The sequence below is a fragment of the Gluconobacter japonicus genome (genome assembly GCF_015244665.1).
GTDB classification, from domain to species: Bacteria; Pseudomonadota; Alphaproteobacteria; order Acetobacterales; family Acetobacteraceae; genus Gluconobacter; species Gluconobacter japonicus.
On record NZ_JABCQN010000006.1, the window covers coordinates 48288 to 71539 of the forward strand.

Annotated in this window: 27 protein-coding genes and 1 pseudogene; 12 read left to right on the forward strand and 16 right to left on the reverse strand. The window is 57.9% G+C overall.

Going from position 1 to position 23252, the window contains the following annotated elements; genetic code table 11:
* The first annotated feature begins 50 nt into the window (after nucleotides 1-50).
* Together HKD32_RS11790 and HKD32_RS11795 are read left to right on the forward strand one after the other, a co-directional pair.
* A complete protein-coding gene (locus tag HKD32_RS11790) occupies nucleotides 51-455 on the forward strand; it encodes a hypothetical protein (RefSeq protein ID WP_194258047.1) in 405 nt (134 codons plus the stop codon).
* 5 nt (nucleotides 456-460) lie between these two features.
* On the forward strand, nucleotides 461-1555 hold the full coding sequence (locus HKD32_RS11795; protein WP_194258048.1) for a hypothetical protein: 1095 nt from the start codon (nucleotides 461-463) through the stop codon (nucleotides 1553-1555).
* Nucleotides 1556-1568: 13 nt separating this feature from the next.
* Here the strand turns inward: HKD32_RS11795 and HKD32_RS11800 are convergent, their stop codons facing one another.
* Nucleotides 1569-2195, reverse strand: coding sequence for an SOS response-associated peptidase (locus HKD32_RS11800; RefSeq protein ID WP_010505269.1), 627 nt, complete (start codon nucleotides 2193-2195; stop codon nucleotides 1569-1571).
* Nucleotides 2196-2589: 394 nt separating this feature from the next.
* On the opposite strand from HKD32_RS11800, the gene HKD32_RS11805 reads away from it, so the two are divergent.
* The 5 genes from HKD32_RS11805 to HKD32_RS11825 all read left to right on the forward strand — a co-directional run bounded on the left by HKD32_RS11805 (nucleotide 2590) and on the right by HKD32_RS11825 (nucleotide 8570).
* Nucleotides 2590-2862: a hypothetical protein gene (locus HKD32_RS11805; protein WP_010505268.1), complete on the forward strand. Its 273-nt coding sequence runs from the start codon at nucleotides 2590-2592 to the stop codon at nucleotides 2860-2862.
* A 125-nt stretch (nucleotides 2863-2987) separates the two neighbouring features.
* On the forward strand, nucleotides 2988-3773 hold the full coding sequence (locus tag HKD32_RS11810; RefSeq protein WP_194258049.1) for an ImuA family protein: 786 nt from the start codon (nucleotides 2988-2990) through the stop codon (nucleotides 3771-3773).
* Nucleotides 3664-5193 (forward strand): Y-family DNA polymerase, encoded by a 1530-nt coding sequence (locus HKD32_RS11815; protein ID WP_228118994.1) that lies wholly within the window; start codon nucleotides 3664-3666, stop codon nucleotides 5191-5193. The genes HKD32_RS11810 and HKD32_RS11815 overlap by 110 nt, the downstream gene beginning before the upstream one ends.
* The gene (locus HKD32_RS11820) at nucleotides 5193-5426 is read left to right on the forward strand and encodes a PDDEXK family nuclease (RefSeq protein WP_010505265.1); all 234 of its coding nucleotides are present in this window, start codon (nucleotides 5193-5195) and stop codon (nucleotides 5424-5426) included. Before HKD32_RS11815 ends, HKD32_RS11820 begins: the two co-directional genes overlap by 1 nt.
* A gap of 3 nt (nucleotides 5427-5429) precedes the next feature.
* Nucleotides 5430-8570 carry an error-prone DNA polymerase gene (locus HKD32_RS11825; protein ID WP_194258050.1) on the forward strand — a complete coding sequence of 1047 codons (3141 nt, stop codon included), beginning with the start codon at nucleotides 5430-5432 and terminating at the stop codon, nucleotides 8568-8570.
* A 588-nt stretch (nucleotides 8571-9158) separates the two neighbouring features.
* On the opposite strand, the gene HKD32_RS11830 is transcribed toward HKD32_RS11825, so the two are convergent.
* The 4 genes from HKD32_RS11830 to HKD32_RS11845 form a co-directional block, all read right to left on the reverse strand.
* Nucleotides 9159-9722 carry a hypothetical protein gene (locus HKD32_RS11830; protein WP_337905547.1) on the reverse strand — a complete coding sequence of 188 codons (564 nt, stop codon included), beginning with the start codon at nucleotides 9720-9722 and terminating at the stop codon, nucleotides 9159-9161.
* Between the two features lie 92 nt (nucleotides 9723-9814).
* The gene (locus HKD32_RS15255) at nucleotides 9815-10225 is read right to left on the reverse strand and encodes a hypothetical protein (protein WP_228118995.1); all 411 of its coding nucleotides are present in this window, start codon (nucleotides 10223-10225) and stop codon (nucleotides 9815-9817) included.
* A gap of 37 nt (nucleotides 10226-10262) precedes the next feature.
* Entirely contained in the window at nucleotides 10263-11090 is an 828-nt protein-coding gene (locus HKD32_RS11840; protein WP_194258051.1) for a sulfotransferase family protein, read from the reverse strand.
* A gap of 471 nt (nucleotides 11091-11561) precedes the next feature.
* On the reverse strand, nucleotides 11562-12272 hold the full coding sequence (locus HKD32_RS11845) for a helix-turn-helix transcriptional regulator (protein ID WP_228118996.1): 711 nt from the start codon (nucleotides 12270-12272) through the stop codon (nucleotides 11562-11564).
* A gap of 83 nt (nucleotides 12273-12355) precedes the next feature.
* Between HKD32_RS11845 and HKD32_RS11850 the strand changes: the two genes are divergently transcribed.
* A complete protein-coding gene (locus HKD32_RS11850) occupies nucleotides 12356-12754 on the forward strand; it encodes a VOC family protein (protein ID WP_194258053.1) in 399 nt (132 codons plus the stop codon).
* 170 nt (nucleotides 12755-12924) lie between these two features.
* Here the strand turns inward: HKD32_RS11850 and HKD32_RS11855 are convergent.
* Nucleotides 12925-14186: pseudogene (locus tag HKD32_RS11855) on the reverse strand (cation:proton antiporter).
* Nucleotides 14187-14310: 124 nt separating this feature from the next.
* A complete protein-coding gene (locus HKD32_RS11860) occupies nucleotides 14311-14862 on the reverse strand; it encodes a TetR/AcrR family transcriptional regulator (protein WP_228118997.1) in 552 nt (183 codons plus the stop codon).
* A 58-nt stretch (nucleotides 14863-14920) separates the two neighbouring features.
* Here HKD32_RS11860 and HKD32_RS11865 point away from each other — a divergent pair, with 58 nt between their 5' ends.
* Nucleotides 14921-15379, forward strand: coding sequence for a phenylacetaldoxime dehydratase family protein (locus HKD32_RS11865; RefSeq protein WP_194258054.1), 459 nt, complete (start codon nucleotides 14921-14923; stop codon nucleotides 15377-15379).
* A gap of 43 nt (nucleotides 15380-15422) precedes the next feature.
* On the opposite strand, the gene HKD32_RS11870 is transcribed toward HKD32_RS11865, so the two are convergent.
* Nucleotides 15423-15812 (reverse strand): PIN domain-containing protein, encoded by a 390-nt coding sequence (locus tag HKD32_RS11870; protein WP_194258055.1) that lies wholly within the window; start codon nucleotides 15810-15812, stop codon nucleotides 15423-15425.
* Nucleotides 15812-16078 carry an AbrB/MazE/SpoVT family DNA-binding domain-containing protein gene (locus HKD32_RS11875; protein ID WP_194258056.1) on the reverse strand — a complete coding sequence of 89 codons (267 nt, stop codon included), beginning with the start codon at nucleotides 16076-16078 and terminating at the stop codon, nucleotides 15812-15814. Before HKD32_RS11875 ends, HKD32_RS11870 begins: the two co-directional genes overlap by 1 nt.
* Before the next feature lie 208 nt (nucleotides 16079-16286).
* On the opposite strand from HKD32_RS11875, the gene HKD32_RS11880 reads away from it, so the two are divergent.
* On the forward strand, nucleotides 16287-16880 hold the full coding sequence (locus HKD32_RS11880; protein WP_194258057.1) for a recombinase family protein: 594 nt from the start codon (nucleotides 16287-16289) through the stop codon (nucleotides 16878-16880).
* Nucleotides 16881-16976: 96 nt separating this feature from the next.
* Here HKD32_RS11880 and arsH read toward each other — a convergent pair whose 3' ends face one another.
* From arsH to HKD32_RS11910, 7 genes are all read right to left on the reverse strand, one after another.
* Complete coding sequence (gene arsH, locus HKD32_RS11885) at nucleotides 16977-17672, reverse strand: arsenical resistance protein ArsH (protein ID WP_194258058.1); 696 nt, start codon at nucleotides 17670-17672, stop codon at nucleotides 16977-16979.
* The gene (locus tag HKD32_RS11890) at nucleotides 17669-18208 is read right to left on the reverse strand and encodes a GNAT family N-acetyltransferase (protein WP_062020797.1); all 540 of its coding nucleotides are present in this window, start codon (nucleotides 18206-18208) and stop codon (nucleotides 17669-17671) included. Before HKD32_RS11890 ends, arsH begins: the two co-directional genes overlap by 4 nt.
* 18 nt (nucleotides 18209-18226) lie before the next feature.
* A complete protein-coding gene (locus HKD32_RS15450; protein WP_273498526.1) occupies nucleotides 18227-18361 on the reverse strand; it encodes a hypothetical protein in 135 nt (44 codons plus the stop codon).
* A 23-nt stretch (nucleotides 18362-18384) separates the two neighbouring features.
* Nucleotides 18385-19680, reverse strand: a complete 1296-nt coding sequence (locus tag HKD32_RS11895) for an arsenic transporter (protein ID WP_273498528.1) — start codon at nucleotides 19678-19680, stop codon at nucleotides 18385-18387.
* Nucleotides 19680-20102, reverse strand: a complete 423-nt coding sequence (gene arsC / locus HKD32_RS11900) for an arsenate reductase (glutaredoxin) (protein WP_194258059.1) — start codon at nucleotides 20100-20102, stop codon at nucleotides 19680-19682. Before arsC ends, HKD32_RS11895 begins: the two co-directional genes overlap by 1 nt.
* The gene (locus HKD32_RS11905; RefSeq protein ID WP_062028250.1) at nucleotides 20099-20452 is read right to left on the reverse strand and encodes an ArsR/SmtB family transcription factor; all 354 of its coding nucleotides are present in this window, start codon (nucleotides 20450-20452) and stop codon (nucleotides 20099-20101) included. The genes arsC and HKD32_RS11905 overlap by 4 nt, the downstream gene beginning before the upstream one ends.
* A gap of 238 nt (nucleotides 20453-20690) precedes the next feature.
* The gene (locus HKD32_RS11910; RefSeq protein WP_194258060.1) at nucleotides 20691-21581 is read right to left on the reverse strand and encodes an AraC family transcriptional regulator; all 891 of its coding nucleotides are present in this window, start codon (nucleotides 21579-21581) and stop codon (nucleotides 20691-20693) included.
* A gap of 268 nt (nucleotides 21582-21849) precedes the next feature.
* Between HKD32_RS11910 and HKD32_RS11915 the strand changes: the two genes are divergently transcribed.
* Both HKD32_RS11915 and HKD32_RS11920 read left to right on the forward strand, forming a co-directional pair.
* Nucleotides 21850-22266 carry a VOC family protein gene (locus HKD32_RS11915; RefSeq protein WP_194258061.1) on the forward strand — a complete coding sequence of 139 codons (417 nt, stop codon included), beginning with the start codon at nucleotides 21850-21852 and terminating at the stop codon, nucleotides 22264-22266.
* An 8-nt stretch (nucleotides 22267-22274) separates the two neighbouring features.
* On the forward strand, nucleotides 22275-23240 hold the full coding sequence (locus tag HKD32_RS11920) for a saccharopine dehydrogenase NADP-binding domain-containing protein (protein WP_228118998.1): 966 nt from the start codon (nucleotides 22275-22277) through the stop codon (nucleotides 23238-23240).
* The last annotated feature ends 12 nt before the right edge of the window (nucleotides 23241-23252 follow it).

Consider the following 23252-nt stretch of genomic DNA (forward strand, 5'->3'; position numbering starts at 1 on the left):
TGTGACGCAAATCAGGCCTTGTGACTCAGTCTTCCGGTCGAGGATTTCAGATGACGATTTCTCTTGAAGCACTCAAAAAACAGGCCCGACAGGAAAGCCGGTCTGGTACATTGTCTTACACGCAAGCGCTTGAACGCCTCTCCAAACAGCACTGGTTCCGGACGTTTGCTGCCCTGAAGGCCAGCCTCTCCAGGTCAGTGCCCGTGGAACTCCAGCGTGCAAACACCGAAAAGACGGGCACGACTACTTCCGGCCTGAAGTGGACACTGGTCGAGCCGGTTTTCGTCGGAGACTTAGAGGATGCTCCTCCATTTTCCATGGATCAGATCGAGCCGATAGGCGACCGGCTGATTAAGACCACTCATTCCATTCCCCTGCCGAAAGAGCTGATCGAGTATCTGGAGCCCGTATGGAACTCTTATGCTGCGGACGTTTCCAAGAGCGACGCCTCGTAGATTAAGTGGCTGCTCCTCCGTTCGCTGAAAGACTGACCCGTCTCAGTCTCGAACTGGGACGTCTGGACCAGGCGCTGAGAGGGGCATCAGTGACGCCTGCTGTTGTGTTCCGACAACGCCTGACTGCCATCCAGCGTCACTGCGCTGTCGATGGCTGGATGATTGATCCCTGGTATCTCGTCGCTGAACTGCATGGTCTAGTTCCGAAAGTGATCGGGCAGGACAGTTTCGAGCGTGGCACGACCGTGGATGCTGCCTCTCATGCATTTACGCTTTGGCGTTGGTATGCTCACCCGGATGAAATGCAGACAAGTGCCATTGCCGAAGCCGAAGCGTTCCTGAACGACCAGTCATCCGGCTGGGGACCTATCCTCAATGCAGGGATCGCTTTTCATCGTTGGCTAGGGTCCGGTCGTCCCCGTGCTTCCTTCTGCGCAGCATTAGGCCGCTACCGGTCCTCCTACGATATTCTCCGGACGCCTTTGATCCTGACCGGCATCGAAGCGCTCACACCTGGCGCGCCCTGGGAAATTGATTCTTGGCTGTGCTACTGGCTCGACGCTCTTCTGGCAGAAGTCGGTGAGGCACACGATCTCCTCCGTCAGCTGGAGCGAGCCAGGAGGCAGGCGCTTGAGAGATGCGGCGCGCAACGTCGGCATTCGCGCGCACCCCAAGCGATCAATATGCTGGCGATCCAGCCGCTCGTGTCCGCGTCCATGCTGGCGGATCGTCTCGGCATGTCACTGAAAAGCGCGTTGCAGCTTCTCAGCGTGTTCCAGGACCGGGGCATTGTTGTAGAAGTCACGCACCGGGCGGCTCATCGCCTGTTCGGTCTTGCCGGAATGGCCTCCCTCCGCGATGTTGTGACACCGCCCAACCGACCCGTTCCTGGCCGAAAACGCGGGCGTCCGCGTAAGAATGATCCTTTCACGGCACAGTCTGTTCTGGCGGAAGAGAGTGCACAGCTCCCGCCTCCAACCCGATTGGACCCGGTTCAGTTCGACTATGAGGATCTGGCTGCTGCCATGAATCAGGCAGATGAAGCCATGATGCGAAGTTCCCGGCTCATCGCTCGCCTCAAAGGAAAGATGGCGAGCTAGATCGTTCATCTGGTCAGAAAACCGCAAGAGATGACTCTTGCAACGGTCTCTGGAGTTGCAGAGCGACCGGAGTGGGAGCCGTCAGCCAGGTCTCGATCTCCTTGCGGCTTTCCAGAATGACGGGCATGGCTTTGGGATGATAGGGCGCGACTACGCCATTTGCTTCGGTGGTCAGGAAACCGAAAAGATCGGCCGTGACCTCGCCTTCCTTGAGCTTGCGCACCGAGGTCCAGGACGTCCAGATCCCGGCAAAGAAGCGGAGCGGCTTCGTGGCATCAGCTGCAAACCATACCGGATGAAACGACCCGTCATCCTGTCGCGCCTGTTCCGAGAAAGCCGTAAATGGCACTATGCAGCGATGGGACACCCCGAGCCAACGCCGCCAATGTGGAGAAGCCGTGTTACGAATATTAGTGATACCCCGGTCGACCTTGCGTCCTTTAAGGGCAAACGCCGGAGACGGCATACCCCACCGGGCCAGAACCAGTTCTCGGCCGTTCTGCCCGTGGCGCACAATCGGGGCCACGTAATCAGGGTAAATATCGGGCATGAAGGGAAGGTTGCCCGTGTGGTCATTGAGCACCTCCGCAATGGCGCGGATCTCGTCCTGTGAGGACGTCTGGGCATACAGATTACACATGATCGCTTCCTTGCTCTGAAGCAGGGTGTCCTATTCGGAATTGGCTCTCAGAAGAAAAACACCGATCGGTCCGCCTGTGTTTCCTTTTCAGAAGAAATAAAAGCTGTTGTTGTTTGTGCGGTGGACTTGTGGGCAGAGCCACGCCCTGTGGTCAGCTCGCCAGAGCTGTCTCCGGGGCGTGAGTGACCGCCTTCAGGCGGCTGTCCACAAATCCACGGTTAGGAACCGCCTTTCTGGCTAATTATTCCTATGCCCCGATGCTGGCTGAATACGGTTAGTTCGATTTGGTCTTTTGCACTCGGCAGCCTTTAGCCTCATGCCGCACTCACATAGGTCATCGGTAAAGTGCTCCTTGAAGCAGCTCAGCAACTGAGGCGCGCTAAAGGAGACGACCATGACCACACCGACAAGCACTACACGTTCCGAAGCTTTTCACCTTCTGTCCCGCGCTCTTCTGAACATCCGTTCCGAAGCTCAGAGCGTACTCGGATCCAGCGAAACGCTCTCCCCTGAGCATCAACGTGTACTCTCGGCCATTCAGGCTGCTGCCGACGCTGTGCACAACCTTCCGCATCTGCTGGCCGAGCAGACAGAGTCAAACGAGGTCGTCCTTATCGGTGAGGTGACGACCGCGAACGAAACCCTGACAACGCTCAGAATGCGCTGATAAGCCGCGCTTCTGAGCCTGCTGGGCGGAGTGATAACGCTGTCTTACGCAGCGATCTCTCTAAAAAATTAACTTGCGTCCTGTGTTCGTTTGTTCTCTTTCTGTTCTCGTCAAGGAGAACAGTCATGACTTCGAACGCGCTGGCGCGTCTGCGCGAGCAGGTCCGATGCCTCGAGCGTCGGAGCCTGCCTCACTCTATTTTCCGGGTGCTGCCAACAGGCCTGCAGCCGGTCGATGACCATCTAGGCGGTGGCCTCAAAACCGCTAGCCTGCATGAGATTCTGGTGCCCGATCCGCTTGAAATTGGTTCCAGCCTCGCCCTGCTTCTGCCTCTGCTCGCGCGCAGTGGCCAGCCTGTTTTCTGGCTGGGGGCGGTCCCCCCTCAGCTCCATGCCTGGGGACTGCACCAGACCGGGATCTCGCTCCGACACCTGATCTGCGTTGAGAGCGATGACGCCAGTGTTCTGGCTGTGGCCGAGGATATCCTGCGCGGTCCCGAGCGAGCCCTTGTCGTGATAGCTGGTCCGCATATCCCCTCCCTGACAGAAGTGCGTCGCCTGAATCTGGCTGCCGAAAGCAGCGGGAATACTGGCTTCTTCCTGCGCTCTGTCAGCGTCTCCCGCTCATCCGGAAAGGACCCCTGTGCCTGCGCCACACGCTGGCAGGTTACTTCTCATCCTTCAGCCCCTCTCTGTTTGCCGGGACTGGTTCTGCCGCTTCCCGGCCCCCGCCGTCTTTCCGTCTCGCTGTTGCGGGTGCGTGGAGGACGTCCTGCCCACTGGCTTCTCGACTGTCCTGACCATGCGCCGCTTCCTCGCCCTGTGGCTTCCTTTCTGGCGCACCGAGCGCCTTCAGCTCTGCCAGCAGGATCATTACCCCCCCGATCGCCCGCTTGTCGTGCACGCGCCTGAGCACAACCGCCAGACGCTCACGGCCGTCAATCCGGTGGCGCTGGCAGCGGGCCTGAGACCAGGCCAATCGCTGGCCCAGGCACGGAGCCTTGTGCCGGACCTCCTGTGCGTCGAGCAGGACACTGACGCCGATGATGCGGCTCTTCACGAGCTCTGTTGCTGGCTGCTGTGGCTGTCGCCCCTGCCCGCTCTGGATGCGCCGGATGGCCTGTACAGTGACACAACTGGCTGTGCCCATCTTTATGGTGGTGAAGAGGCCATGCTGTCTCTTGTCCGGACGCGCCTTTCCGAGAAAGGTCATGCCTGTTCTCTGGCCCTGAGCGACAGCGCGGCGGCCTCGCGCGCTCTGGCACGCTCGCGCCTCGACGGCGCCTGCGTCATCCCGCCTGGTCAGCAGAAACAGGCTCTGGACCGGCTGCCCTGTTCGGCCCTGCCAATTGCCCCGGAGACAGCATCCCGTCTCAATCGTCTGGGACTGACAACCATTGGTGCGCTTGCAGCCCTTCCCCGCGCGCCTCTGGCCAAGCGGTTCGGCGCGGAGCTTCTCACCTGTCTGGATGAAGCCGTTGGCTTTCAGGCAAGACCGCTGAGCGTGGTTCAGGTGCGAGACCGGATCTCCCTGTCGCGCTCGCTTGTCGAGCCTATCGGCACAGCCGAGGCGATTGCGACCGTCATCGACGCTCTCGTGCCGGAAGCCTGCGTCCTGCTGTCACGTCGCGGCGAAGGCGCACGGCAGATCGATTTTCTCTGTGTCCGTGTGGATAACACGGTCCAGGCCATCCGTGTCGGCACGTCCGATCCGACCTCAGACATGCCCCGCCTCCTCCGCCTCCTCAAGGATCAGATTTCCCGGATTGAACCCGGTTTTGGCATCGAGGCTGTCACCCTCACCATCAGCGCCAGCGAGCCCATAGAAGCCGGCCCCGCTCGCCCGGTACTTTCAGACCCAGAGGATCGTCTGGTCGACACGGTGCCCGCGACCCTCATCGACCGGTTGATCAATCGTCCTGGTGTTGCAGCCGTCTATCAGTTTGCGCCCCGGTTTTCCGCCTGGCCAGAAGACGGACAGTCTCGCGTTTCTCCAGGCAACATGGCAAAACCGCCTTTCGCGGGCCAGATGCTCTGGGCGCGGCCGAACATTCTGTTCGATCTGCCCGTCCGGGTGCAGGTGACTGCCCTGCTTCCGGACGGTGCGCCCCGCCAGTTCGTCCTGAAGAGACAGACGCATCGCATTTCTGCGGCCGATGGCCCCGAACGACTGCTGGGCGAATGGTGGCAGACCGCCGAAAACTACGGCGCGATCCGCGACTACTGGCAGGTCGAGACCACGACCGGCCTGCGCCTGTGGCTGTTTCGCAAAGGCGACGGAACCCATGCCTGGTCCGGTTCGGGCGACTGGTTTCTACAGGGAATGTTCTGATGGACGCCCGCGATGATCTGATCCCGGCCAGCACCTCGGACGTGGCCGAAGTCCTGATGCACGCGCTGTGTTACGACGGACGCAGGCGGACGCATGACGCCGCCGAGCTGATGGCCCGTCTGGTGGCCGAGCGTCTGGTCGCCTATCTCGAACGATCCGGATTTGTCGTGATGCGCGCTCCCACCAGCAACGCGCCTGATAGCAGCCGACACCCGCATCCGCACCGCCGCTGAGCCATGAGCGCGCCTTATGTCGAATTGCAGGTCACGTCCTCGTTTTCGTTCCTGCGCTCGGGCAGCCAGCCGGATGAACTGATCTTTCAGGCGAAAGCCCTGGGCTATGACACAATCGGTCTGACCGACTGGAACACTGTGGCCGGAGTGATCCGCGCCCATCTGGCAGCGCGCGAGGCCGGTCTTCGTCTTCTACCCGGATGCCGTTTGGCTCTACGTGATGGCAGCGCGCTCCTGGCCTATCCCCGCAACCGTGCGGGTTGGGCGGGTCTCTGCCAGATTCTAACGCTTGGTCATCATCGGGGCGAGCGGGACGTGTTCCTTCTAGGATGGGAGGATCTCGTCGCAGCGGCCCCGAACCTCCTCCTGATCCTGTTGCCGCCCGAGGATCTGGCAGCACTTCCCGGGCACGTTCAGAGCCTGCTGGATCTGCCCGGACAAAGGGCGGGCGAAGAAGAGACCCGGTTTGTCGCGCTGACGGTGCTCAGGCAGCCGGGAGATCTGGCGCGGCTTCACGCGCTCGCGGGCTTCTGCACAGCGCGCGGTCTGGCCTGTGTTGTGACGGGAGATGTTCTCTACCACGATGCGCGCCGGCACGTTCTTCAGGACGTGGTCACGGCGATCCGGGAAGGCTGCACTGTCGATGCTCTCGGCAACCGCCGTCATGTCCACGCCGATCGCCATCTGAAGGCCCCTGAAGAGCAGGCACGCCTGTTCGCCGCCTTTCCGGATGCCCTGGTCAACACGCGGCGGATTGCCGAGGCCTGTACCTTCAGTCTGGATGATCTCACCTATCAGTATCCGACCGAAACCGAGCGATCGGGCGAAAGCGCGCAGGACACCCTGACACGTCTGGTCCAGGCCGCACTGCCGCGTCGCTATCCGGCCGGGGTGCCCCCAGAAGTCGAGGCGCAGATCGCCCACGAACTGAGACTGATCGGCTCTCTGTCCTACGCGCCATATTTCCTGACTGTGAATACGATCGTGCGTCATGCCCGCTCACTCGGGATTGTCTGTCAGGGGCGCGGATCTGCTGCGAACTCGGCCGTCTGCCATGTTTTGGGCATCACGAGTATTGATCCGGTTCGCTCGGGCCTGCTGTTCGAGCGGTTCATCTCGGCCGAACGGCAGGAACCGCCCGACATCGACGTCGATTTCGAGAGCGACCGCCGCGAAGAAGTGATTCAGTGGATCTATCGGCATTATGGTCGTCATCGCGCGGCCCTGTGCGCCACCGTGCAGCGCTATCAGCCCAAAGGGGCATTGCGCGAAGTCGGCAAGGTGCTCGGGCTGCCAGAGGATCTGACCGGCCAGCTTTCCAAACACATCGTCTCCTCTCTCGCAGATCTCGATCTGTGCAAGGCGCGCGCTGCCGACCTTGGCCTGAACCTGAAGGACAGACGCCTCGGCCTGACGTTTCATCTCGCCCGCCAGCTTCTCGGCTTCCCACGCCAGCTTGGCACGCATCCGGGCGGATTTGTGCTGACCGAGGATCGCCTGGACCAGCTTGTTCCCCTGATGCCGACCGCCATGGACGGCCGTCAGATCATCGTCTGGGACAAAGACGATATCGACGTGCTGCGCTTCATGAAGGTGGATGTTCTGGGACTGGGAATGCTCGGCTGTCTGCGTCGCGGGTTCGAACTGCTGCACACCGTGTATCAGACCCGCATGGATCTCGCTTCGATCCCGGCCGAGGATCCGCAGACCTATCGCATGATCCAGCAGGCCGACACGCTCGGCACGTTCCAGATCGAAAGCCGGGCGCAGATGTCGATGCTGCCGCGCATGAAGCCCAGGACCTTTTATGATCTGGTGATTCAGGTGGCGATCGTTCGGCCTGGGCCGATCCAGGGCGATATGGTCCATCCCTATCTCCGCCGAAGAGAGAAGCTGGAACCTGTCACCTATCCGTCCGAGACTCTGCGCGGGATCCTCGGGAAAACTTTGGGCGTGCCGCTGTTCCAAGAGCAGGCAATGCAGGTGGCCATCCATTGTGCAGGCTTTACGCCAGGCGAGGCGGATCAGCTCCGCCGTGCGATGGCGACGTTCAAAGCGACAGGCGGGGTCTCGCCGTTCCGCGACAAACTGGTCAACGGGATGCTGGCCAATGGGTATGAGCAGGACTTTGCGGAGCAGACCTTCGCGCAGCTCGAAGGCTTCGGCAGCTATGGCTTTCCCGAAAGCCATGCCGCGTCGTTTGCCCTGATCGCCTATGCGTCCGCCTGGATGAAACATCACTACCCGGATGTGTTCTGTGCCGCCCTGCTGAACAGTCAGCCCATGGGGTTTTATGCGCCGTCCCAGATTGTTCAGGACGCGCAACGCCATGGCGTCGAGGTCCGGCCGATCTGTATCAATGCCTCACGATGGGACTGCACGCTGGAGCGCGACCGGAACGGACGGCACGCGGCGGTCCGGCTGGGGTTCAGGATGGTGCGCGGGTTGGCGAACGCCCATGGTGCCGCCCTGATCGCGTCTCGGATGCCGGATTATGAGAGTATTGACGATGTGTGGCGCCGTGCCGATGTGCCGGTCTCGGCCCTGGAATGTCTGGCAGAAGCAGACGCCTTCCGGGTGTTTGGACAGATGCGCCGTACTGCGCTCTGGTCGATCAAGGGGTTAGCGGACACGGTCTTGCCGTTGTTTGAAGCGGCGGATCGGGGACGGAACTTTCCGCTGCCGGAAGTGATCGAGCCGGAAATTGCCCTGCCACAGATGTCAGAGCGGGCATCGGTCCATGAAGATTACCGGGCGACCGGACTCAGTCTGAATGGGCATCCCGTCGCCTTCCTGAGGGAGGGCTTGCGAAAAGAGGGGATCGTGCGCTGTGGGGATTTGCCTTACCTGCGGGATGGGCGCCGGATCCAGCTTACAGGTCTTGTCCTGATGCGGCAGCGGCCAGGGACAGCGAACGGCACGATGTTCGTCACGATCGAAGACGAAACCGGCACAGCCAATCTGATTGTCTGGAAGGATGTGCAGGAGAAATACCGCCGTCCTCTTCTCGCGTCCCGTCTTTTGGCCTGCAAGGGCAGGCTTCAGAAAGAGGGCGATGTGATCCATGTCGTTGTGCTCAGTCTGGAAGACCGAACGCCGTTGCTTCAGGGATCGGAGTTGCTGAAGGCTCGGGACTTTCGGTAGGAGGGTAATCGGTTCGACCGATCTTATTTGAAAAATAGAGAGAAACTTGTTGGTGTTGAACCTGTGGAATTGTGGGCAGAGCCGCGCCTGTGGTCAGCCTGCAGGGCTGTCCATCAGGACGCGAGCGGGCGTGAAACGGCTGTCCACAAAACCATATGTTATAGGAGAATATTTTTCTTCTGCGCGAATGCGTTGAATCAAATTATGTATTTACAAGAATTGTAATAATTCAAAAAGTGACAATTGCAACGATTATTTCTTGGAATACAACAAAAATCCGACTTAGGAAAGTATTTAATAAAATCGTTATTAAATACATATTATTTTATAATTGGATTATATGCATATATTTAGGTTCGCCTTGCACATCGCATGGCGCATGGCGCATGGCGCATGGCGCATGGCGCATTCTAAAATTCGGATAACTCTGGGCTCATGCCGAACTATTTTGGCAAATCGGGCGAACTCAATCATCTGCATGACTATACTAACTTTTTTCCTGCTTTGTTATTGGCACAAAGGCTGATCCTCAAAATAAAGCCGTTACGTTGCAAAATAATATCAAAAAAAACCTCTGAACCTGAAAAGCTAAAAAATTCCGCGTCTCTGTTCGACCTCTATTTCTGCGCCTTGACACCAGCCTGTGATGATCCAGTGCGTCTGGTAAAGTTGTTCCAAATCAACATCCGTATCTGCATATGGATCACCATTTCGATTCCTGGGATAACGGAATCGATCCGCGCTTTTGTCGAATCTTTGTACTTCTTTAATTATACCTTTCAAATATATAACCAATTTTTCTTCTTCTTCATATTCCTCTTTTCTCCTAAGATATATTAAACGATCAAATAATGATTTCAGGTCATGCCCTGCTATATTCCTTGGATCTCCGCTAGTATAGGAAATCGCAGATTTAATGTGAAGTTCAATGCTTTGCCTCCAGAGCATTAAAAGCGGGGTCAGCAAAATGGTATCGGGTAAGCTTCTGTAAGCAGCATCCCACAATTCTTCAAAGCCACGTTCAAAGCTATATGCGAGCATAGCCCACGATCCAGAAAACAGATCATGGTCTCTCGATTTCAACAGCGATCGAAGTTCGGGCTGTTGCCTCATATACTGCTCGCCCAAAAGGCGACGCTGTTCAGATGACACTGTGTTTCATCCTAGAATTTGGTTAATCAGGCAGTGTAGAAATTACACTCCCCCAAGATGCAGCGAAAGAAAGCTCTCTTGAAACCCCTCATTCACCAGCGAATACGAACGCCCCCTGTCACTGCTGCTGACCCTCCTGCGGCTCCCTGTATCGTATCTCGATGGCCACCGAAAAAGCTGGCCGTGAGGTCCACGCCAGGAAGGGATTTCACAGGATACGAAAAGGTTGTTGTGATCCCCTTTTCCTCAAGGAGTGGGGATTGGCTCGCTCGCTCAATGTCGAGCGGACCAATTTTGGAAAGTTGGGACAAATCCGAAGGAAGCCATTGAGTCTTTGGTGTAATGTCGCTTCTTTTCTTCTCAATGACTCCCCTAAAACCCTGAAATCCGGCCTTACTGCTTAATTCTGAGGGCATTGGTAATACTTGCTGTGCTTTAGGAGGCATGAAGTAAGGCGTAGGGTCGGCATATGACATCGCTGGCTCAACAAGCCATAACGTCACGACCATTCCTCGCAAGCCCTGAAATCGTAAATACAGTCTAGACAATGATCTGTGCCTTTGACTGGAGGTGAATAGTTGCCTCTCGCCAAAACATGCCGCCTTGCATCCGTGCGATAACATCCGGCGGAAGAATACAATGTCGCCTTTCGTGACTTACGACCGGACGTATCCTGTGTAAATCCGGAGTTCCAAGCAGATTGTCGAAGGCTTCTGCATCTCTGTTCGTGACGTTGTTCAGATCATATGGATACGCGGGCAGACCGAGACACCGTGTCAGTTTTTCAAGGGCCTGACGCGGATTGGTAGCTAATGTCTGGTAATCCACAAGAATAAGCTTATTGGCAAAAGGACCGTGAAAGGCTTCCGTCAGAACCCGCCACGCGTAGCCAAAAACACCTTCCCGAGACAGCAGATGATCGAGACGGTCATGCTGCGTGCTTCGTTGAGTGATAGGGACAAGTCGTGACGATAAAATCGGATCTCGCACGATGAGGCGCTCAAGAGAATCAAGGATCCAGACAGGATCGCGCACGTAGCAGATCACGCGCGCTTTCGGGTAGAGCCGGCCGATCAAGGCAAGTCGTGTACACCATTCCCGGCTCGTATCCAGGACAATTTGATCGGGCTCTGGATGATAATAATCCTCTAAAATGCCTCGGAGCAGACGCTCGCGTTGCTCTTCAGAAAAATCAGAAGTGTACTCCCCTTCGGCCATCAGACCCGACAGTCGAATGATCATGGGAGCGACAGGCGATATTCGGCCATGCGCGAGCACTTTTGGATTTTGGCTTAGAAGCGCGGCCAAAAGTGTCGAACCGGCCCGGGGGAGGCCAGAAATGAAGTGAACAGGTGACGATGCGGTCATGGATGATGGTGTATCTCGGTTGGAGGAGTCAGGATCTCCGACCGCTAGGACACCAAACCGCATTGTATCAATACGTTGCGGAAGACACTTCCCATGTACCTAAAATGCAACTGTCAATATTTTTTCTTGTTTTCCGCGTATGTGATTAAGGTTTTCAAGTGTTTGTGTGTCTTTATGGCAACTTCTGAACTTTTATGTCGGTTTATGTCCTTTGGCTACCGGTGACGAAAAACATCTGTTTCCCGACATGGCCTATATCTGCGATCGCGTTCATGAGACCTCCTAGCTGTGAATGTTCACGCTAAATGGCCGGTTTTTCATCGCGATATATGGCTACCTATGGGCAGCTATGGGGGGGAAAGCGGAATGTCCGTTATTCGTGCTCGAACTTAAAATAGCAGACGCCCCTACTCGCCTAAAATATGTGTCGAGCGATGTTAATGCCCTCAACTTGCAGGACTAGAGAAACGATCAACCGGTTTCAGTCGTAATTTTAGCGAGTGCCGTTATGCGTTGTACTTTCCAGCGTTGAAGCAGACGGGAGCGAGGCTCACCTATCTTCTCATCCAAAATTTCTACCGCGTGTATCCGGTCCGTACGGAAGTGACGAAATCCCTGCCTCAACTCGCACCAGGCGATCAACATGCACGTGATGTCCGAATAACCGAGAACGACTGGCCATACTGTACGCTCGGTGACCTCGCCTTGTTGATCCCGATAATGCAGGCGTAACTTTATTCCTGCACGAATGGCCGCTCGAAGGCTCGCTCTGTCGTCTTTGCCTTGTAATGCATCGAGCGGCAGCTTTGTCGCTGTGCTTGGAATGCTGATAAACGGCTGCAAGGCGGGGGGGATAACCGTTTTAACCTTGGTGAGCACGTCCAATGCGGCGCGTGACAGTTCCTTTTCGCCATGGGCCGCCACCCACTGTACTCCCAAAATGATTGCTTCAAGCTCAGCCGGGAGCAGTGCAAGGGGTGGCATGTCATATCCGGCCCCCAAAATGTACCCAACGCCGGCTTCCCCTGAAATGGGTACGCGTTGCCCGATCAAATGTGCGACGTCGCGATAAATCGTGCGGATGGAGACTTCCAGTTCCTCGGACAGCATTCTCGCCGTAACGGGTCGAGACGACCGGCGCAGGATCTGGATGATCTGAAAAAGGCGATCGGTGCTACGCAAAGGTTCTGCAATCATGCTGACAGGATGCTGTCAGCATGATTGTGCCAAAAAGCGGGGAACACAACCTGCATAGGAACTTACCGATGACATTCGCCTCTATCCGTCTCATTGCCGCCAACATCACTACGATGGTTGCTTTTTATGAGCTGGTGACCGGGCATTCTGCCGAATGGCTTGCGCCTCAGTTTGCCGAAATCGTAACCTCTGGTGCGAGAATTGCGATCGGTAGTACCGAAACAGTGGCGTTGTTCATGGAAGGAAGTGCTGAGCCAGGCGCCAATCGCACGGCCATCCTTGAATTCAGGGTCGAGGACGTGGACGCTGAATTCACGCGTCTGAAAGGCAAGGTGGAATTTGTGATTGAACCCAAGACGCTGCCTTGGGGTAACCGCACGCTCCAGTTCCGCGACCCCGAGGGGACTATCATTAGCTTGTTCACACCTGTAACCGAAGCCGCCCGCGTCCGGTTCGGGAGCCTGTGACAAAGTACGATCGGCGCTGATAATAATTCTTTGGAGCTGTAGACCACTGGACACTTGCGGACACCGAAAGACGAGGGCTAAGCGGAATATCGGCTATCTGTTGAAAAACATGATAACTCGGGCATTACTGTCCTCCATGCGGTGCTGCCCTTCAAATAATAAGGGCTGTATTATTGAGGTCCAAGCGTAGAGTACGGATAAAGTCTACGGGCAACCCGCTCCATGGTTAGCCCCTGGACAATGATCGTAAACACCACCACGCCGTAACAGACAGGCAGTAGCAGCTCCCGTAACTCTCCGGGCGGTAATCCAAGTGCCAGCGAAACCGAGATGCCGCCACGCAGACCACCCCAGGTCAGGATCCCAAGAAAACGGCCCCGTTCTCATTGCCTGAGATGAACCGGAAGCGTTGAAAACAGTACGTTCGATGCTCGCACGGCAACGGACAGTGGGATCACGGCAAGGGTCGCCAGCACCGTAAACAGATGTGGCGCGACCTCAAGGATTTCAAAGCCGATCAGCATAAACAGCAGGACGTTCAGCACCTCGTCAATGAGTGTCCATGCGACGTCGAGTTCCTTTCGGGATGCGTCATCGAAAACGGAATGGCTATAGCTTGTTCCAAAGCACAGTCCCGCCACCACGACGGCAATCGCACCCGACATGCCAAGCTGGTTGACAATGCTGAAGGTTCCGGTCGCCAGAGCCAGCGACGTCAGCAGATCGATATGCGGATCCCGCTGTCCCTTAAGCACACGGAGTGCGATCCATCCGGTCAGTGCGCCCAATAGGCCTCCACCGATGGCCTCTCTGCAAAAACTCAGAGCAATCTCGGAGGCGGTCACTCCCTGACTGTCCCCGGTCGCCAGTCCGATCGTGACGCCGAAAATTACCACGCCCACGCCATCATTAAACAGACTCTCACCTGCAAAAACGGCTTGAAGCGGTCCTGGCAATCCGAGACGTTTCAGCATGCTGACGACCGAAACCGGGTCGGTTGGTGCGAAAATGGCGCCAAGGACGATGCACCATGCAAACGGAATGGCGTGGCCCAACAGGGGGAAGACGTACCATGTCGCGATCGTCAGAAAAACAACAGCCAGAACGGTTCCCAGAACAGAGAGGGCGGCACAGAGGCAAGCTTTGCGCGCAGATGTCCGACGTTTACCTGCGTGGCCCCGGCAAACAGAAGCAGGGACAGCGCACCATTCAGAAGGGCCGTGGGAAGATTGATCGCTCCGACAACAGATCGCGGGAGAGCCTGAAGGTCATAGCCCGGTATCAATGGATTCAGGATCATGACCAGCAGGGAAGCCAGCAGTGAGAAGACCAGAACGCCGATCGTCACAGGAAGGCGAAACGTGTGGTGATTGAGAATACTGAACCCTGCCGAGAGAGTCAGAAGCAGGGCGAGGAGGCTGATGGTATGCATGCCCTCACCGCTGGCCGCTCCCACTTCCTACGTCAAGAAAAACCGGCGATGGCCGCTATTGGAAAAGCCAAACAATTCGAGGAACGGCGATGACGAAGGCGTAAGCAGTCAGTTTTAACGCTCCTCACTTGATGGCCCTGTCCTTCGACAGCCCTCTGACTACCAGCACAAGGGCTGCACGTTCGTGAGGTGATCCGACGGTCGGCAAACCACCATCAAGCGCCAAGGTGGCGATGCCGTGAACAGCGGACCAGCAAGCGAGTGTTGCTGCCTCCAGATTGTCGGGAGCGATTTGCTGAACCCGTCGGACCATAACGCCGTACGCGTTGTCTTCCGCAGGCGGTGGCCCTCCATCATGGCCAGCGAACATCAGACGGAAAAGCTTGGGGTGACGTCGCGCAAAAGCAATATAGGCCTCGCCCTGTGCGATCAGGGCTTCCGTCGCACTTGGCTGCTGGTCTGCCGCCAGCAACTCTCTGCGGAGAGTCTCAAACCCTTGCAGAGCCACGGCAGCCAAAAGGGCGTCCTTGTCCCGGAAATGTCTGTAGGGCGCCATCGCTGAAACGCCGGCATCGCGGGCTACTGCTCGTAGGCCGATGGCTTCACCTCGTTCAAGAGTTGCCAGAGCTGCGGCAACAAGGCGCGCGCGCAAATCGGTGGAAATGGAGTCAATCATGTTTACAGTGTACACTTGCCTAGCTATGCTTACATTGTAAACTCTATGGAGCTGCGTCATGCAAGCCGCAATCAACCGCCAATCTGTTGACCTTTCTGCATACCCTGATCTTGTGATGATCATGCTCGGCTTTCAGGTGCGGGGCTGGCGCGGCCTGCTTGCCATGCGACGGATCGGGCAAGGATTGGCACAGATTAGACGTAATCGCCCCGATGGCCTGCTCGCCGATGAGGGGCTGATGTTTGGTCTGACGCATATCGGCTTTCGCCAGTACTGGCAGGATATGGATGCGCTGGAGCGCTTTACTCGCAGTGAGCCACATGCGGACTGGTGGCGTCGTATGCGTGAGATGTCGGCAGGTGCAGGATTCTGGCATGAAACCTACCATGCCCGTGGAGGTGTTGAGGCCGTATATGTCGCGATGGATCAGCCGGTCGGCCTGCAACATTTCGCTCCCGGACGAAAGCCGGTAGGACCTCTCATGTCGGCACGCTTCCGCATACAAGGAGGCAAGTAGCAACGGAATAGAGAGAACCCACTAGGATTTGCACGACGCAAGTCTATCGAATGAGAACGACCTTAACTCCGATTGCGTCCGCAATTTCAGCCCATGCCCGATCGGCCGTGACCGCGGGAAGACCCATTTTTTTGGCTAGCGCCAGACAGGCGCGGTCTCCGTGACTGAGACCAACCCGCCTGGTCGCGTCACGCATCAATCCGGCCGTTAAAGCCAGGTTGTGATCAAGAGGCTGCACGTCGAGGCGTAGAGCCGCGATCAGTTCGGATATTCCTTCGGCCGGGACGCCTTTATCAACAGCTTTAGAAACGATCTCCTGCAGGTTGATCGCGGAGATGGCTGCATCGCGCAGCCAGTAACGAGCTTTTTCAGCTCCTGTTTCTTCGTTCAGGTCCGCAAAGACAGCGGATGTGTCGATGACGCAAATTGGCATCAGCGCTTCGCCCCATCGTCATGGTTATCAAGCGCATTTTCAGCGCGTCGCTCAGCAATGACTTCGTCAGCAATCGAGGTGCCAGCCGGGACATATTTTCGGAACAGTGCCCTGGCCCGATCAAGCGAGGCATCAGGTGTCATTAAGCGAACCTGCCCATCTACGATCTCCGCCATGAGCTGGCCGCCTTTTTCGACGCCGAGCGACTTACGCAAGCCAACCGGCAGAACAAGTCGACCATTCGGCATAACGTTGACACGGATCATGTAACTGATCTCCTGTTCGAAAAGGTTGCAATCTTGGTTTGGGTCATTTTCCGGTTTTAGGTCATTTTTATTGCTGGGGCCATAAAATTCGGGTGTCCGAAAACGATCGTTTTCGGACAGGGGCGAAGCGATCTGTCCGTAAATTACCTTTACAGTGTTTCGGACATAGCTCATATTTCGGACATCCTATTCGGACGAAATGAGCCCTATGCCACGCACCTTTGCCTATGTTCGCGTCTCAACAGTCGGGCAGACGACCGAAAACCAAATTCAGGAAATTGAAGCAGCCGGTTTTCGGGTTGAGCCGCGTCGCGTCGTTACCGAAACAATTTCCGGGAGTACCTCCATCGCGCAACGGCGTGGCTTTGCCCGCCTCATGGATCGACTGGAAGCTGGAGATGTTCTGATCGTGACCAAGCTTGATCGTCTTGGTCGCGATGCGATGGACGTCAGCACCACGGTTAAAATGCTGGGAGCCATGGGAGTGAAGGTTTACTGCCTCGCTCTTGGCGGTGCTGATTTGACCAGTTCTTCCGGTACAATGACGATGCAGGTTCTGAATGCTGTCGCACAGTTCGAGCGGGATCTACTGATTGAGCGCACGCAGTCTGGTCTCAGGCGGGCAAAGTCAGAAGGGAAGACCCTGGGGCGGCCTTCCACACTGTCAGACGGTGAGAAGCAAGGCGTCCTCAAGGACCTGGCGGAGGGTATGAGCGTTTCCGCGCTTGCCAGAAAATTCTCCACAAGTCGGCAGACCATTATACGGGTTCGGAGTGAGAGCTTTCCATCCGGAGCGGTCTAGCAGTAGGTCCGCTTCCGCCTCATCTCGGTCGTAAGGTGGGTCGCTTAGGGTTTTGGTAAGCAGACGTCGTGTGCCAGAAATACGCGCCAGCCCGGCTCATAGCTTTTCAGGCAAGCGGCGTTCCGAGTTGCGTTCACTATAGCGGTCCACTAGATAGTCGGCCCGGTCGCGCAGCAGCCATGTGAATTTCATCAGTTCCTCCATGACATCTACCATCCGGTCATAAAGGGGGGACGGCTTCATGCGGTCATCGTCACCGAACTGCGTATAGGCCATTGGTACGCTGGACTGGTTGGGGATGGTGAACATCCGCATCCACCGACCCAGCACCCGCAGGGCATTGACGGAATTGAAGCTCTGCGACCCACCCGAAACCTGCATGACCGCCAGCGTGCGGCCCTGCGTCGGGCGGATCGAGCCTTCGGTCAGAGGTAGCCAGTCGATCTGGTTTTTGAATACTGCCGTCATGTTGCCGTGCCGTTCAGGGCTGCACCAGACCTGACCTTCCGACCAGATCGAGAGTTCCCGCAGTTCCTGCACTTTCGGATGGGTCGCGGGCACAGAATCCGCTACCGGCAGGCCGGTCGGGTCGAACACCCGTGTTTCGGCCCCCAGCACTTTCAGGATGCGTTCCGCCTCAAGCACCAATAGGCGGCTGAAGGATCGGGGTCGCAAAGAGCCATAGAGCAGAAGGATACGCGGTGCGTGCGTGGTGCGCTGTGCTGGTTCGAGCTTTGCAAGATCGAGTGGATCAAGAGACTCCGAGTTTAGGGGCGAGAGCGTGTCAGTCATGTTTGTGGTTCCTTCAGCGGGTCGTCACCATCGCCCGCGCCCAACGAGGCCTGCATGTAGAACGTGTCGAGCCAGCGGCCGAATTTGCGGCCCACCGAACGCATCTGCCCAGCATGGGCAAACCCATGGCGCGCATGCAGTGCAATCGATCCGGGTTCACCGCCACCGATCACCGCAATCATCTGGCGAAAGCCCGATGCTTCGGCGTGACCTAACAGATCGGATAATAGGGCTGAACCGACACCTTGCCTGATGTGGTCGGGGTGGACGTAAATCGAATTCTCGCATGTGAAGCTGTAGGCGGGCCTGTCCCTGAATTGCGTGGCATAGGCATAGCCCACCACCTGTTCGTCTTGCACTGCGACGAGAAAGGGCCAATTTCGTGCCCGCACACTTTCGATCTTCTCCTCAGTCTCGGTAAGTGAGCGTGGTTCGTAATCAAAACTTGCTGTGCCATGTTCGACATGATGGGCATAAATCGCTGCGATGGCGGGGGCGTCAGCAGCACGTACCTGGCGGATACTCGGAACGGACATGTCTCGTTGCCTCTTGTTCTATGTGGCCCGAACCTGCGGGAGACCAGTCGCGACGATGACGATCGCTGGCAGCGCTACTTTGGGCTGCCGTGCGCCATTGATCCCGTGGCGATAATCCGGGTGCGGGCGGAGCGTGTCGTCAGGTTCGGTCATCGCGGTCTTGCTTCCTTTGCACGTTACGGGCGGCTGATGGCAGGCAACCACAGGGCCAGCACTGCGAGCGTGACCAGCAGGACAGGCGGGGTGATCGCCAGCCCCACTTTCATATACTGCCCCCATGTGACCCGATGCTTCTTGGATGCCAGCACATGCAACCACAGCAACGTGGCGAGACTGCCGATCGGGGTGAATTTGGGGCCGAGGTCACAACCGATGACATTGGCATAGACCATCAGTTCACGGGTCAGCGGCGTGATGTCGTGAGCCTGCTGGATCGCCAGCGCCCCGACCAGCACACTCGGCATATTGTTCATGATGGACGACAAAACAGCCGCCAGAAAGCCGGTGCCGATCGTAGCGGTGAACGGTCCCTGATGGCCGAGCCAGATCAGTGCGGTTGCAAGGTAGTCGGTCAGCCCGGCATTGCGCAGGCCATACACCACCAGATACATACCCAGCGAGAAGATCACGATCTGCCACGGTGCGCCCCGCAGCACCTTGCGAACAGGGATAACCCGACCATATCCGGCGACGAGTAAGAGGATTCCGGCGGCCAGGCAGGCTACGACACAGACCGGGATATGAAACTGTGCGGTCAGGAAATAGGCCGCCAGAACCAGGGCCAACAGCGGAAAGGCCGCCCGGAATACATGGTGGTCACGAATGGCCGTGGCGGGTGCTGGCAGTTCGGCGACGGGATAGGTCGCAGGCACCTGCCGCCGATACCACAACCACAGAACGGCAAGCGTTGCGCCAAGTGCTACCAGATCGACAGGGACCATGATCGCGGCATAGCGATCGAACGCAATGCCAAAGAAATTGGCGCTGACGATGTTCACCAGATTGGAGATGACCAGCGGCAGGCTTGTGGTGTCTGCGACGAAGCCGGTCGCAATGATGAAGGCCAGGGCTGCGGTATGGCTCAGGCGCAGTTGAGTGAGGATGACGATGACAATGGGCGTGAGCAGCAGGGCCGCACCATCATTGGCGAAAACCGCCGCAATGGCCGCTCCCAGCACCACGATCAGCGGGAATAGCGTCCGGCCTCGCCCTTTGCCCCAGCGCACGACGTGCAGGGCGGCCCAATGGAAGAATCCGGCCTCATCCAGCAACAGCGAGATGACGATCAGCGCGATGAAGGTGAAAGTCGCGTCCCAGACGATGTGCCAGACGACAGGAATGTCGTGCCAGTGGATCACACCAGCCGCCAGGGCCACGGCGGCACCGGCCATTGCGCTCCAGCCGATACCCAGCCCCCGAGGCTGCCATATGACAAAAACCAGCGTGACAACGAAAATCAGAAGCGCCAGCATCAGATGATCCGCTTGCCGGATTCATCGACGATCTTCTCCCCGTCCTCTTTGACGAAAGCGCCTCTCTGCGGGTTGGGCAGGATGTCCAGAACCGCCTCAGACGGACGGCAGAGTGCCGCACCCAGCGGGGTGACGACGATGGGCCGGTTCATCAGGATCGGATGCGCGATCATGGCGTCGATCAGCGCATCATCGCTCCGGGCCGGATTATCGAGGCCGAGTTCGTGAAAGGGCGTACCCTTTTCCCGCAGGATCGAGCGCACCGGAACGCCCATACGGGCGATCAGACTGACCAGTTCCGCACGGCTGGGCGGGGTTTTCAGATATTCGATGATCCGGGGCTCCTCGCCGCTGTTGCGGATCAGTGCCAGCACATTGCGCGACGTGCCGCAGGCCGGGTTGTGGTAGATCGTGATGGTCATGAGCGGGCTTCCGGGGAGGGACAGCAGGAGGACAGGGTTGCGACCAGGGGCGCGCAGAGTTCGGGACTGCCCGCGCAGCAGTCCCTGACGAGGAAGAGCATCAGGTCCCGCAGGCGCGGAAGACAAGCGCGATAGACGATCAGCCGGCTATGGCGCTCCGAGGTCAGCAGCCCGGAACGGGCCAGGGTGGCGAGATGGGCCGAGATGGTGTTCTGCGGGACATTGAGATGCCGCGCGACATCTCCGGCGGGTAATCCGTCCGGCTCGTAGCGCACCAGCAGGCGAAAAATCTCCAGCCGTGTGGACTGCGACAGGGCGCTCAGGGCTGCGAGGGTAGATTCTGTATCCATATATCCGGTATTATGGATATATCGTCGTAAGTCAAGCTATCCTATGTGAGGAAACGGAGATCACGACTGTCGGCTTCCTCAATTTTTCCGCTCAGACCAGACATTCCGTTTACCCCCCCGATCTGCCTGTCTGCTCAGCGATACAGGAGCAGACAGGCAGCAGTCGCCTTCATCTCGGTCATTGGAGCGTTTATAGTGGTTGCCCGAAAGCAGACATTGTAACGGTCACAGGTGATCGTCAGGCTAGGCCGTCGCGCAGCTCGCGCTGAACCCGGCGCACGTCCCTTGCGGGAGGCTGACCGAAGAAGCGTGTATATTCCCGAGTAAACTGGGACTGGCTTTCATACCCCACCTCATAAGCCACTGCAGCGATGCTTTGGGCGCTGGCGATCAGCAGCATTCGCGCCTGAAGCAGGCGAATACGTTTCTGAAACTGCAGCGGGCTCATCGCCGTCGCAGCCTTGAAGTGGCGATGGAAGGCTGAGGCACTCATTGCGGCAATCTCGGCAAGGGCCTCTACCCGCAACGGCAACTTGAAGTTCGTGCGGATCCAGTGGATGGCGAGCCGGACGCGCGATATGGCGGTGTCGGGCATGGCGATGTCGCGCAGCATTGCGCCGTGCGGTCCCTGCAACACCCGGTACAGGATCTCGCGTTCGTAGGCCGGAGCCAGCGCAGCAATATCGGTTGGATTATCGATCAGTCGCAGCATCCGCAGCCACGCATCAAGCAACTCGGGCGTCACCGTCGCTACCGAGAACCCACTCGAACACGGCGGTGGGGCGACATGGCCGAGATCGGCAAGCAACATGCCCACCATCTGCGGGTCGATCGTGAGGCTGACGGCCAGATAGGGATTGCCGACAGCATCCGGACACACCTCGCCAACAGCGGGCAGATCCAGCGACATCACGAAATAGCTAGCCGGATCGTATCGCATTGTCCGTTCGCCGATCGTCATTGCCTTGCTGCCGGTCAGGATGATGTTGATCATTGGATCATAGACCGCTGCCAATTCGTGCTCTGGTATCGCTCCCTGCACCATCGCCACGCGCGGGATACCGGTCTCGGTACGCCTGTTCCGGGCGATTGAAGCAAGGTGACGCAGTTCTACAAGCTGGTTTTCCATGTGCCTCTTGTGCGCCTCTCGTGTGGTCGCGGCAAACGCAAAGCAGGAATAGGCAAAATCGAGGGAGGATCGGGCGCTGCCGCGAATGGGCTCAACAGCTATCTCCAAGTCACTCGAAAAGTAGCGGAGAACACCCTATGAAAATCACGATCATCACCGGCGGTAGCCGCGTCATCTTCACCTATAACCGCAATCCGGAGCAGGCGGTCAAGGTAGTGCAAAGGATCAAAGTCGCCGGCGGTTACGTCGTCTGAACAGGAGATCAGAAATGCTCGATCACGTCTTCCTATCTGTTGCCGATCTTGACCGCTCCATCGCCTTCTACACGCGGGCACTCGCGCCGCTCGGCATCACTGATCGTGTCGATTACGATAGCAAGGACGCTCCTCCCGGCCACCCCGATCTCAAGGGATTTGGCTGCAAGGGGCGCATCTTCTTCTGGCTGCGACCGGGCGTGGTCGAAAGACGGGCTGCCCATATCGGCTTCGTCGCGAATTCGCGGGAACAGGTTGATGCCGCCTATGCCGCAGCGATCGCCGCCGGTGCCACCGAAGCTACAGGCGGAGGCATGGGAGCGCCCGGTGTGCGGCTGCATTACGATCTCCGTTATTATGCCGCGAACGTGCTCGATCCCGATGGCTACAGCCTCGAATTCGTGTTCAAGAGCTGGCAGCATGCGTCATGAGCCGGCTCATGATCTACGGCGCTACCGGTTACACCGCGCGCCTCGCAACCGGCTATGCGAAGGCCGCCGAGCTCGATCCGCTCCTTGCCGGTCGTGATGCCGCGGCGTTGGCTGGGCTGAACGGCGAGACGCGAGCCTTTACCCTCGACGACCAGGGGGCTATGGACGCAGCGCTTTCGGGCGTAACGGTCCTGCTCAATTGCGCCGGCCCCTTCCTGCGCACTGCCGAGCCATTGATGCGTGCGGCGATCCGCAATGGCGTTCATTATCTCGACATCGCAGCCGAACTGAACAGTTATCGGCTCGCCGAGAAGCTCGACGAAGAAGCCGACGAGCGTGGCGTCATGCTCTTGCCGGGGAGCGGCGGCAGCGTCGCAATGCTCGGCTGCCTGGCGGCGCGGGCGATCGAGACTGTGTCAGAGCCGGCACGCATCCGCATCGCGCTCATGGTCTCCGGCGCGATGTCGCGCGGTTCGGCGATCAGCGCTGCTGAGAATGTGGCCGTGGATCTCCTTGTGCGGGCAGACGGGGCTCTCGTCCCGAGCAATACCACGGCACTGCACGAGTTCGACTTCGGCAGCGGCCTGGCCGCTTCCTTTCCGCTGACCTTGCCCGACCTGATCACGATCTGGCGAGAGACGAAAGTGCCCAATATCGCAACTTTCGTGCACGTTGTCGGTAATGCGTTTCCCGGTGGCGATCTTTCGGCGCTTCCCGACGGCCCCACGGAAGCCGAGCGCGCGGCCAATCGTTACGCCGCCGTGGCGGAAGTGACCGCTGCCGACGGCACGGTGAGCCTGCATCGTCTCGAAACGGTCAATGGCTACACCTTCACGCCGATGGCGGCATCCGAGGCTGCGCGGCGGGTGCTCGCGGGCGAAACTCGACCTGGCTTCCAGACACCTGCTGGCCTGTTCGGCAGCGGTTTCGCAGAGACGATCGCGGATACGACCCTCTCAAGGATCCCTAACTGACCTACGCCCCAT

Excerpts from the sequence above, each read along its gene's own strand:
- HKD32_RS11790 (WP_194258047.1), top strand. The coding sequence starts at position 51 with ATGACGATTTCTCTTGAAGCACTCAAAAAACAGGCCCGACAGGAAAGC.
- HKD32_RS11800 (WP_010505269.1), bottom strand. The coding sequence starts at position 2,195 with ATGTGTAATCTGTATGCCCAGACGTCCTCACAGGACGAGATCCGCGCC.
- HKD32_RS11805 (WP_010505268.1), top strand. The coding sequence starts at position 2,590 with ATGACCACACCGACAAGCACTACACGTTCCGAAGCTTTTCACCTTCTG.
- HKD32_RS11810 (WP_194258049.1), top strand. The coding sequence starts at position 2,988 with ATGACTTCGAACGCGCTGGCGCGTCTGCGCGAGCAGGTCCGATGCCTC.
- HKD32_RS11815 (WP_228118994.1), top strand. The coding sequence starts at position 3,664 with ATGCGCCGCTTCCTCGCCCTGTGGCTTCCTTTCTGGCGCACCGAGCGC.
- HKD32_RS11820 (WP_010505265.1), top strand. The coding sequence starts at position 5,193 with ATGGACGCCCGCGATGATCTGATCCCGGCCAGCACCTCGGACGTGGCC.
- HKD32_RS11825 (WP_194258050.1), top strand. The coding sequence starts at position 5,430 with ATGAGCGCGCCTTATGTCGAATTGCAGGTCACGTCCTCGTTTTCGTTC.
- HKD32_RS11840 (WP_194258051.1), bottom strand. The coding sequence starts at position 11,090 with ATGACCGCATCGTCACCTGTTCACTTCATTTCTGGCCTCCCCCGGGCC.
- HKD32_RS11850 (WP_194258053.1), top strand. The coding sequence starts at position 12,356 with ATGACATTCGCCTCTATCCGTCTCATTGCCGCCAACATCACTACGATG.
- HKD32_RS11860 (WP_228118997.1), bottom strand. The coding sequence starts at position 14,862 with ATGATTGACTCCATTTCCACCGATTTGCGCGCGCGCCTTGTTGCCGCA.
- HKD32_RS11865 (WP_194258054.1), top strand. The coding sequence starts at position 14,921 with ATGCAAGCCGCAATCAACCGCCAATCTGTTGACCTTTCTGCATACCCT.
- HKD32_RS11870 (WP_194258055.1), bottom strand. The coding sequence starts at position 15,812 with ATGCCAATTTGCGTCATCGACACATCCGCTGTCTTTGCGGACCTGAAC.
- HKD32_RS11875 (WP_194258056.1), bottom strand. The coding sequence starts at position 16,078 with ATGATCCGTGTCAACGTTATGCCGAATGGTCGACTTGTTCTGCCGGTT.
- HKD32_RS11880 (WP_194258057.1), top strand. The coding sequence starts at position 16,287 with ATGCCACGCACCTTTGCCTATGTTCGCGTCTCAACAGTCGGGCAGACG.
- arsH (WP_194258058.1), bottom strand. The coding sequence starts at position 17,672 with ATGACTGACACGCTCTCGCCCCTAAACTCGGAGTCTCTTGATCCACTC.
- HKD32_RS11890 (WP_062020797.1), bottom strand. The coding sequence starts at position 18,208 with ATGTCCGTTCCGAGTATCCGCCAGGTACGTGCTGCTGACGCCCCCGCC.
- HKD32_RS15450 (WP_273498526.1), bottom strand. The coding sequence starts at position 18,361 with ATGACCGAACCTGACGACACGCTCCGCCCGCACCCGGATTATCGCCAC.
- HKD32_RS11895 (WP_273498528.1), bottom strand. The coding sequence starts at position 19,680 with ATGCTGGCGCTTCTGATTTTCGTTGTCACGCTGGTTTTTGTCATATGG.
- arsC (WP_194258059.1), bottom strand. The coding sequence starts at position 20,102 with ATGACCATCACGATCTACCACAACCCGGCCTGCGGCACGTCGCGCAAT.
- HKD32_RS11905 (WP_062028250.1), bottom strand. The coding sequence starts at position 20,452 with ATGGATACAGAATCTACCCTCGCAGCCCTGAGCGCCCTGTCGCAGTCC.
- HKD32_RS11910 (WP_194258060.1), bottom strand. The coding sequence starts at position 21,581 with ATGGAAAACCAGCTTGTAGAACTGCGTCACCTTGCTTCAATCGCCCGG.
- HKD32_RS11915 (WP_194258061.1), top strand. The coding sequence starts at position 21,850 with ATGCTCGATCACGTCTTCCTATCTGTTGCCGATCTTGACCGCTCCATC.
- HKD32_RS11920 (WP_228118998.1), top strand. The coding sequence starts at position 22,275 with ATGATCTACGGCGCTACCGGTTACACCGCGCGCCTCGCAACCGGCTAT.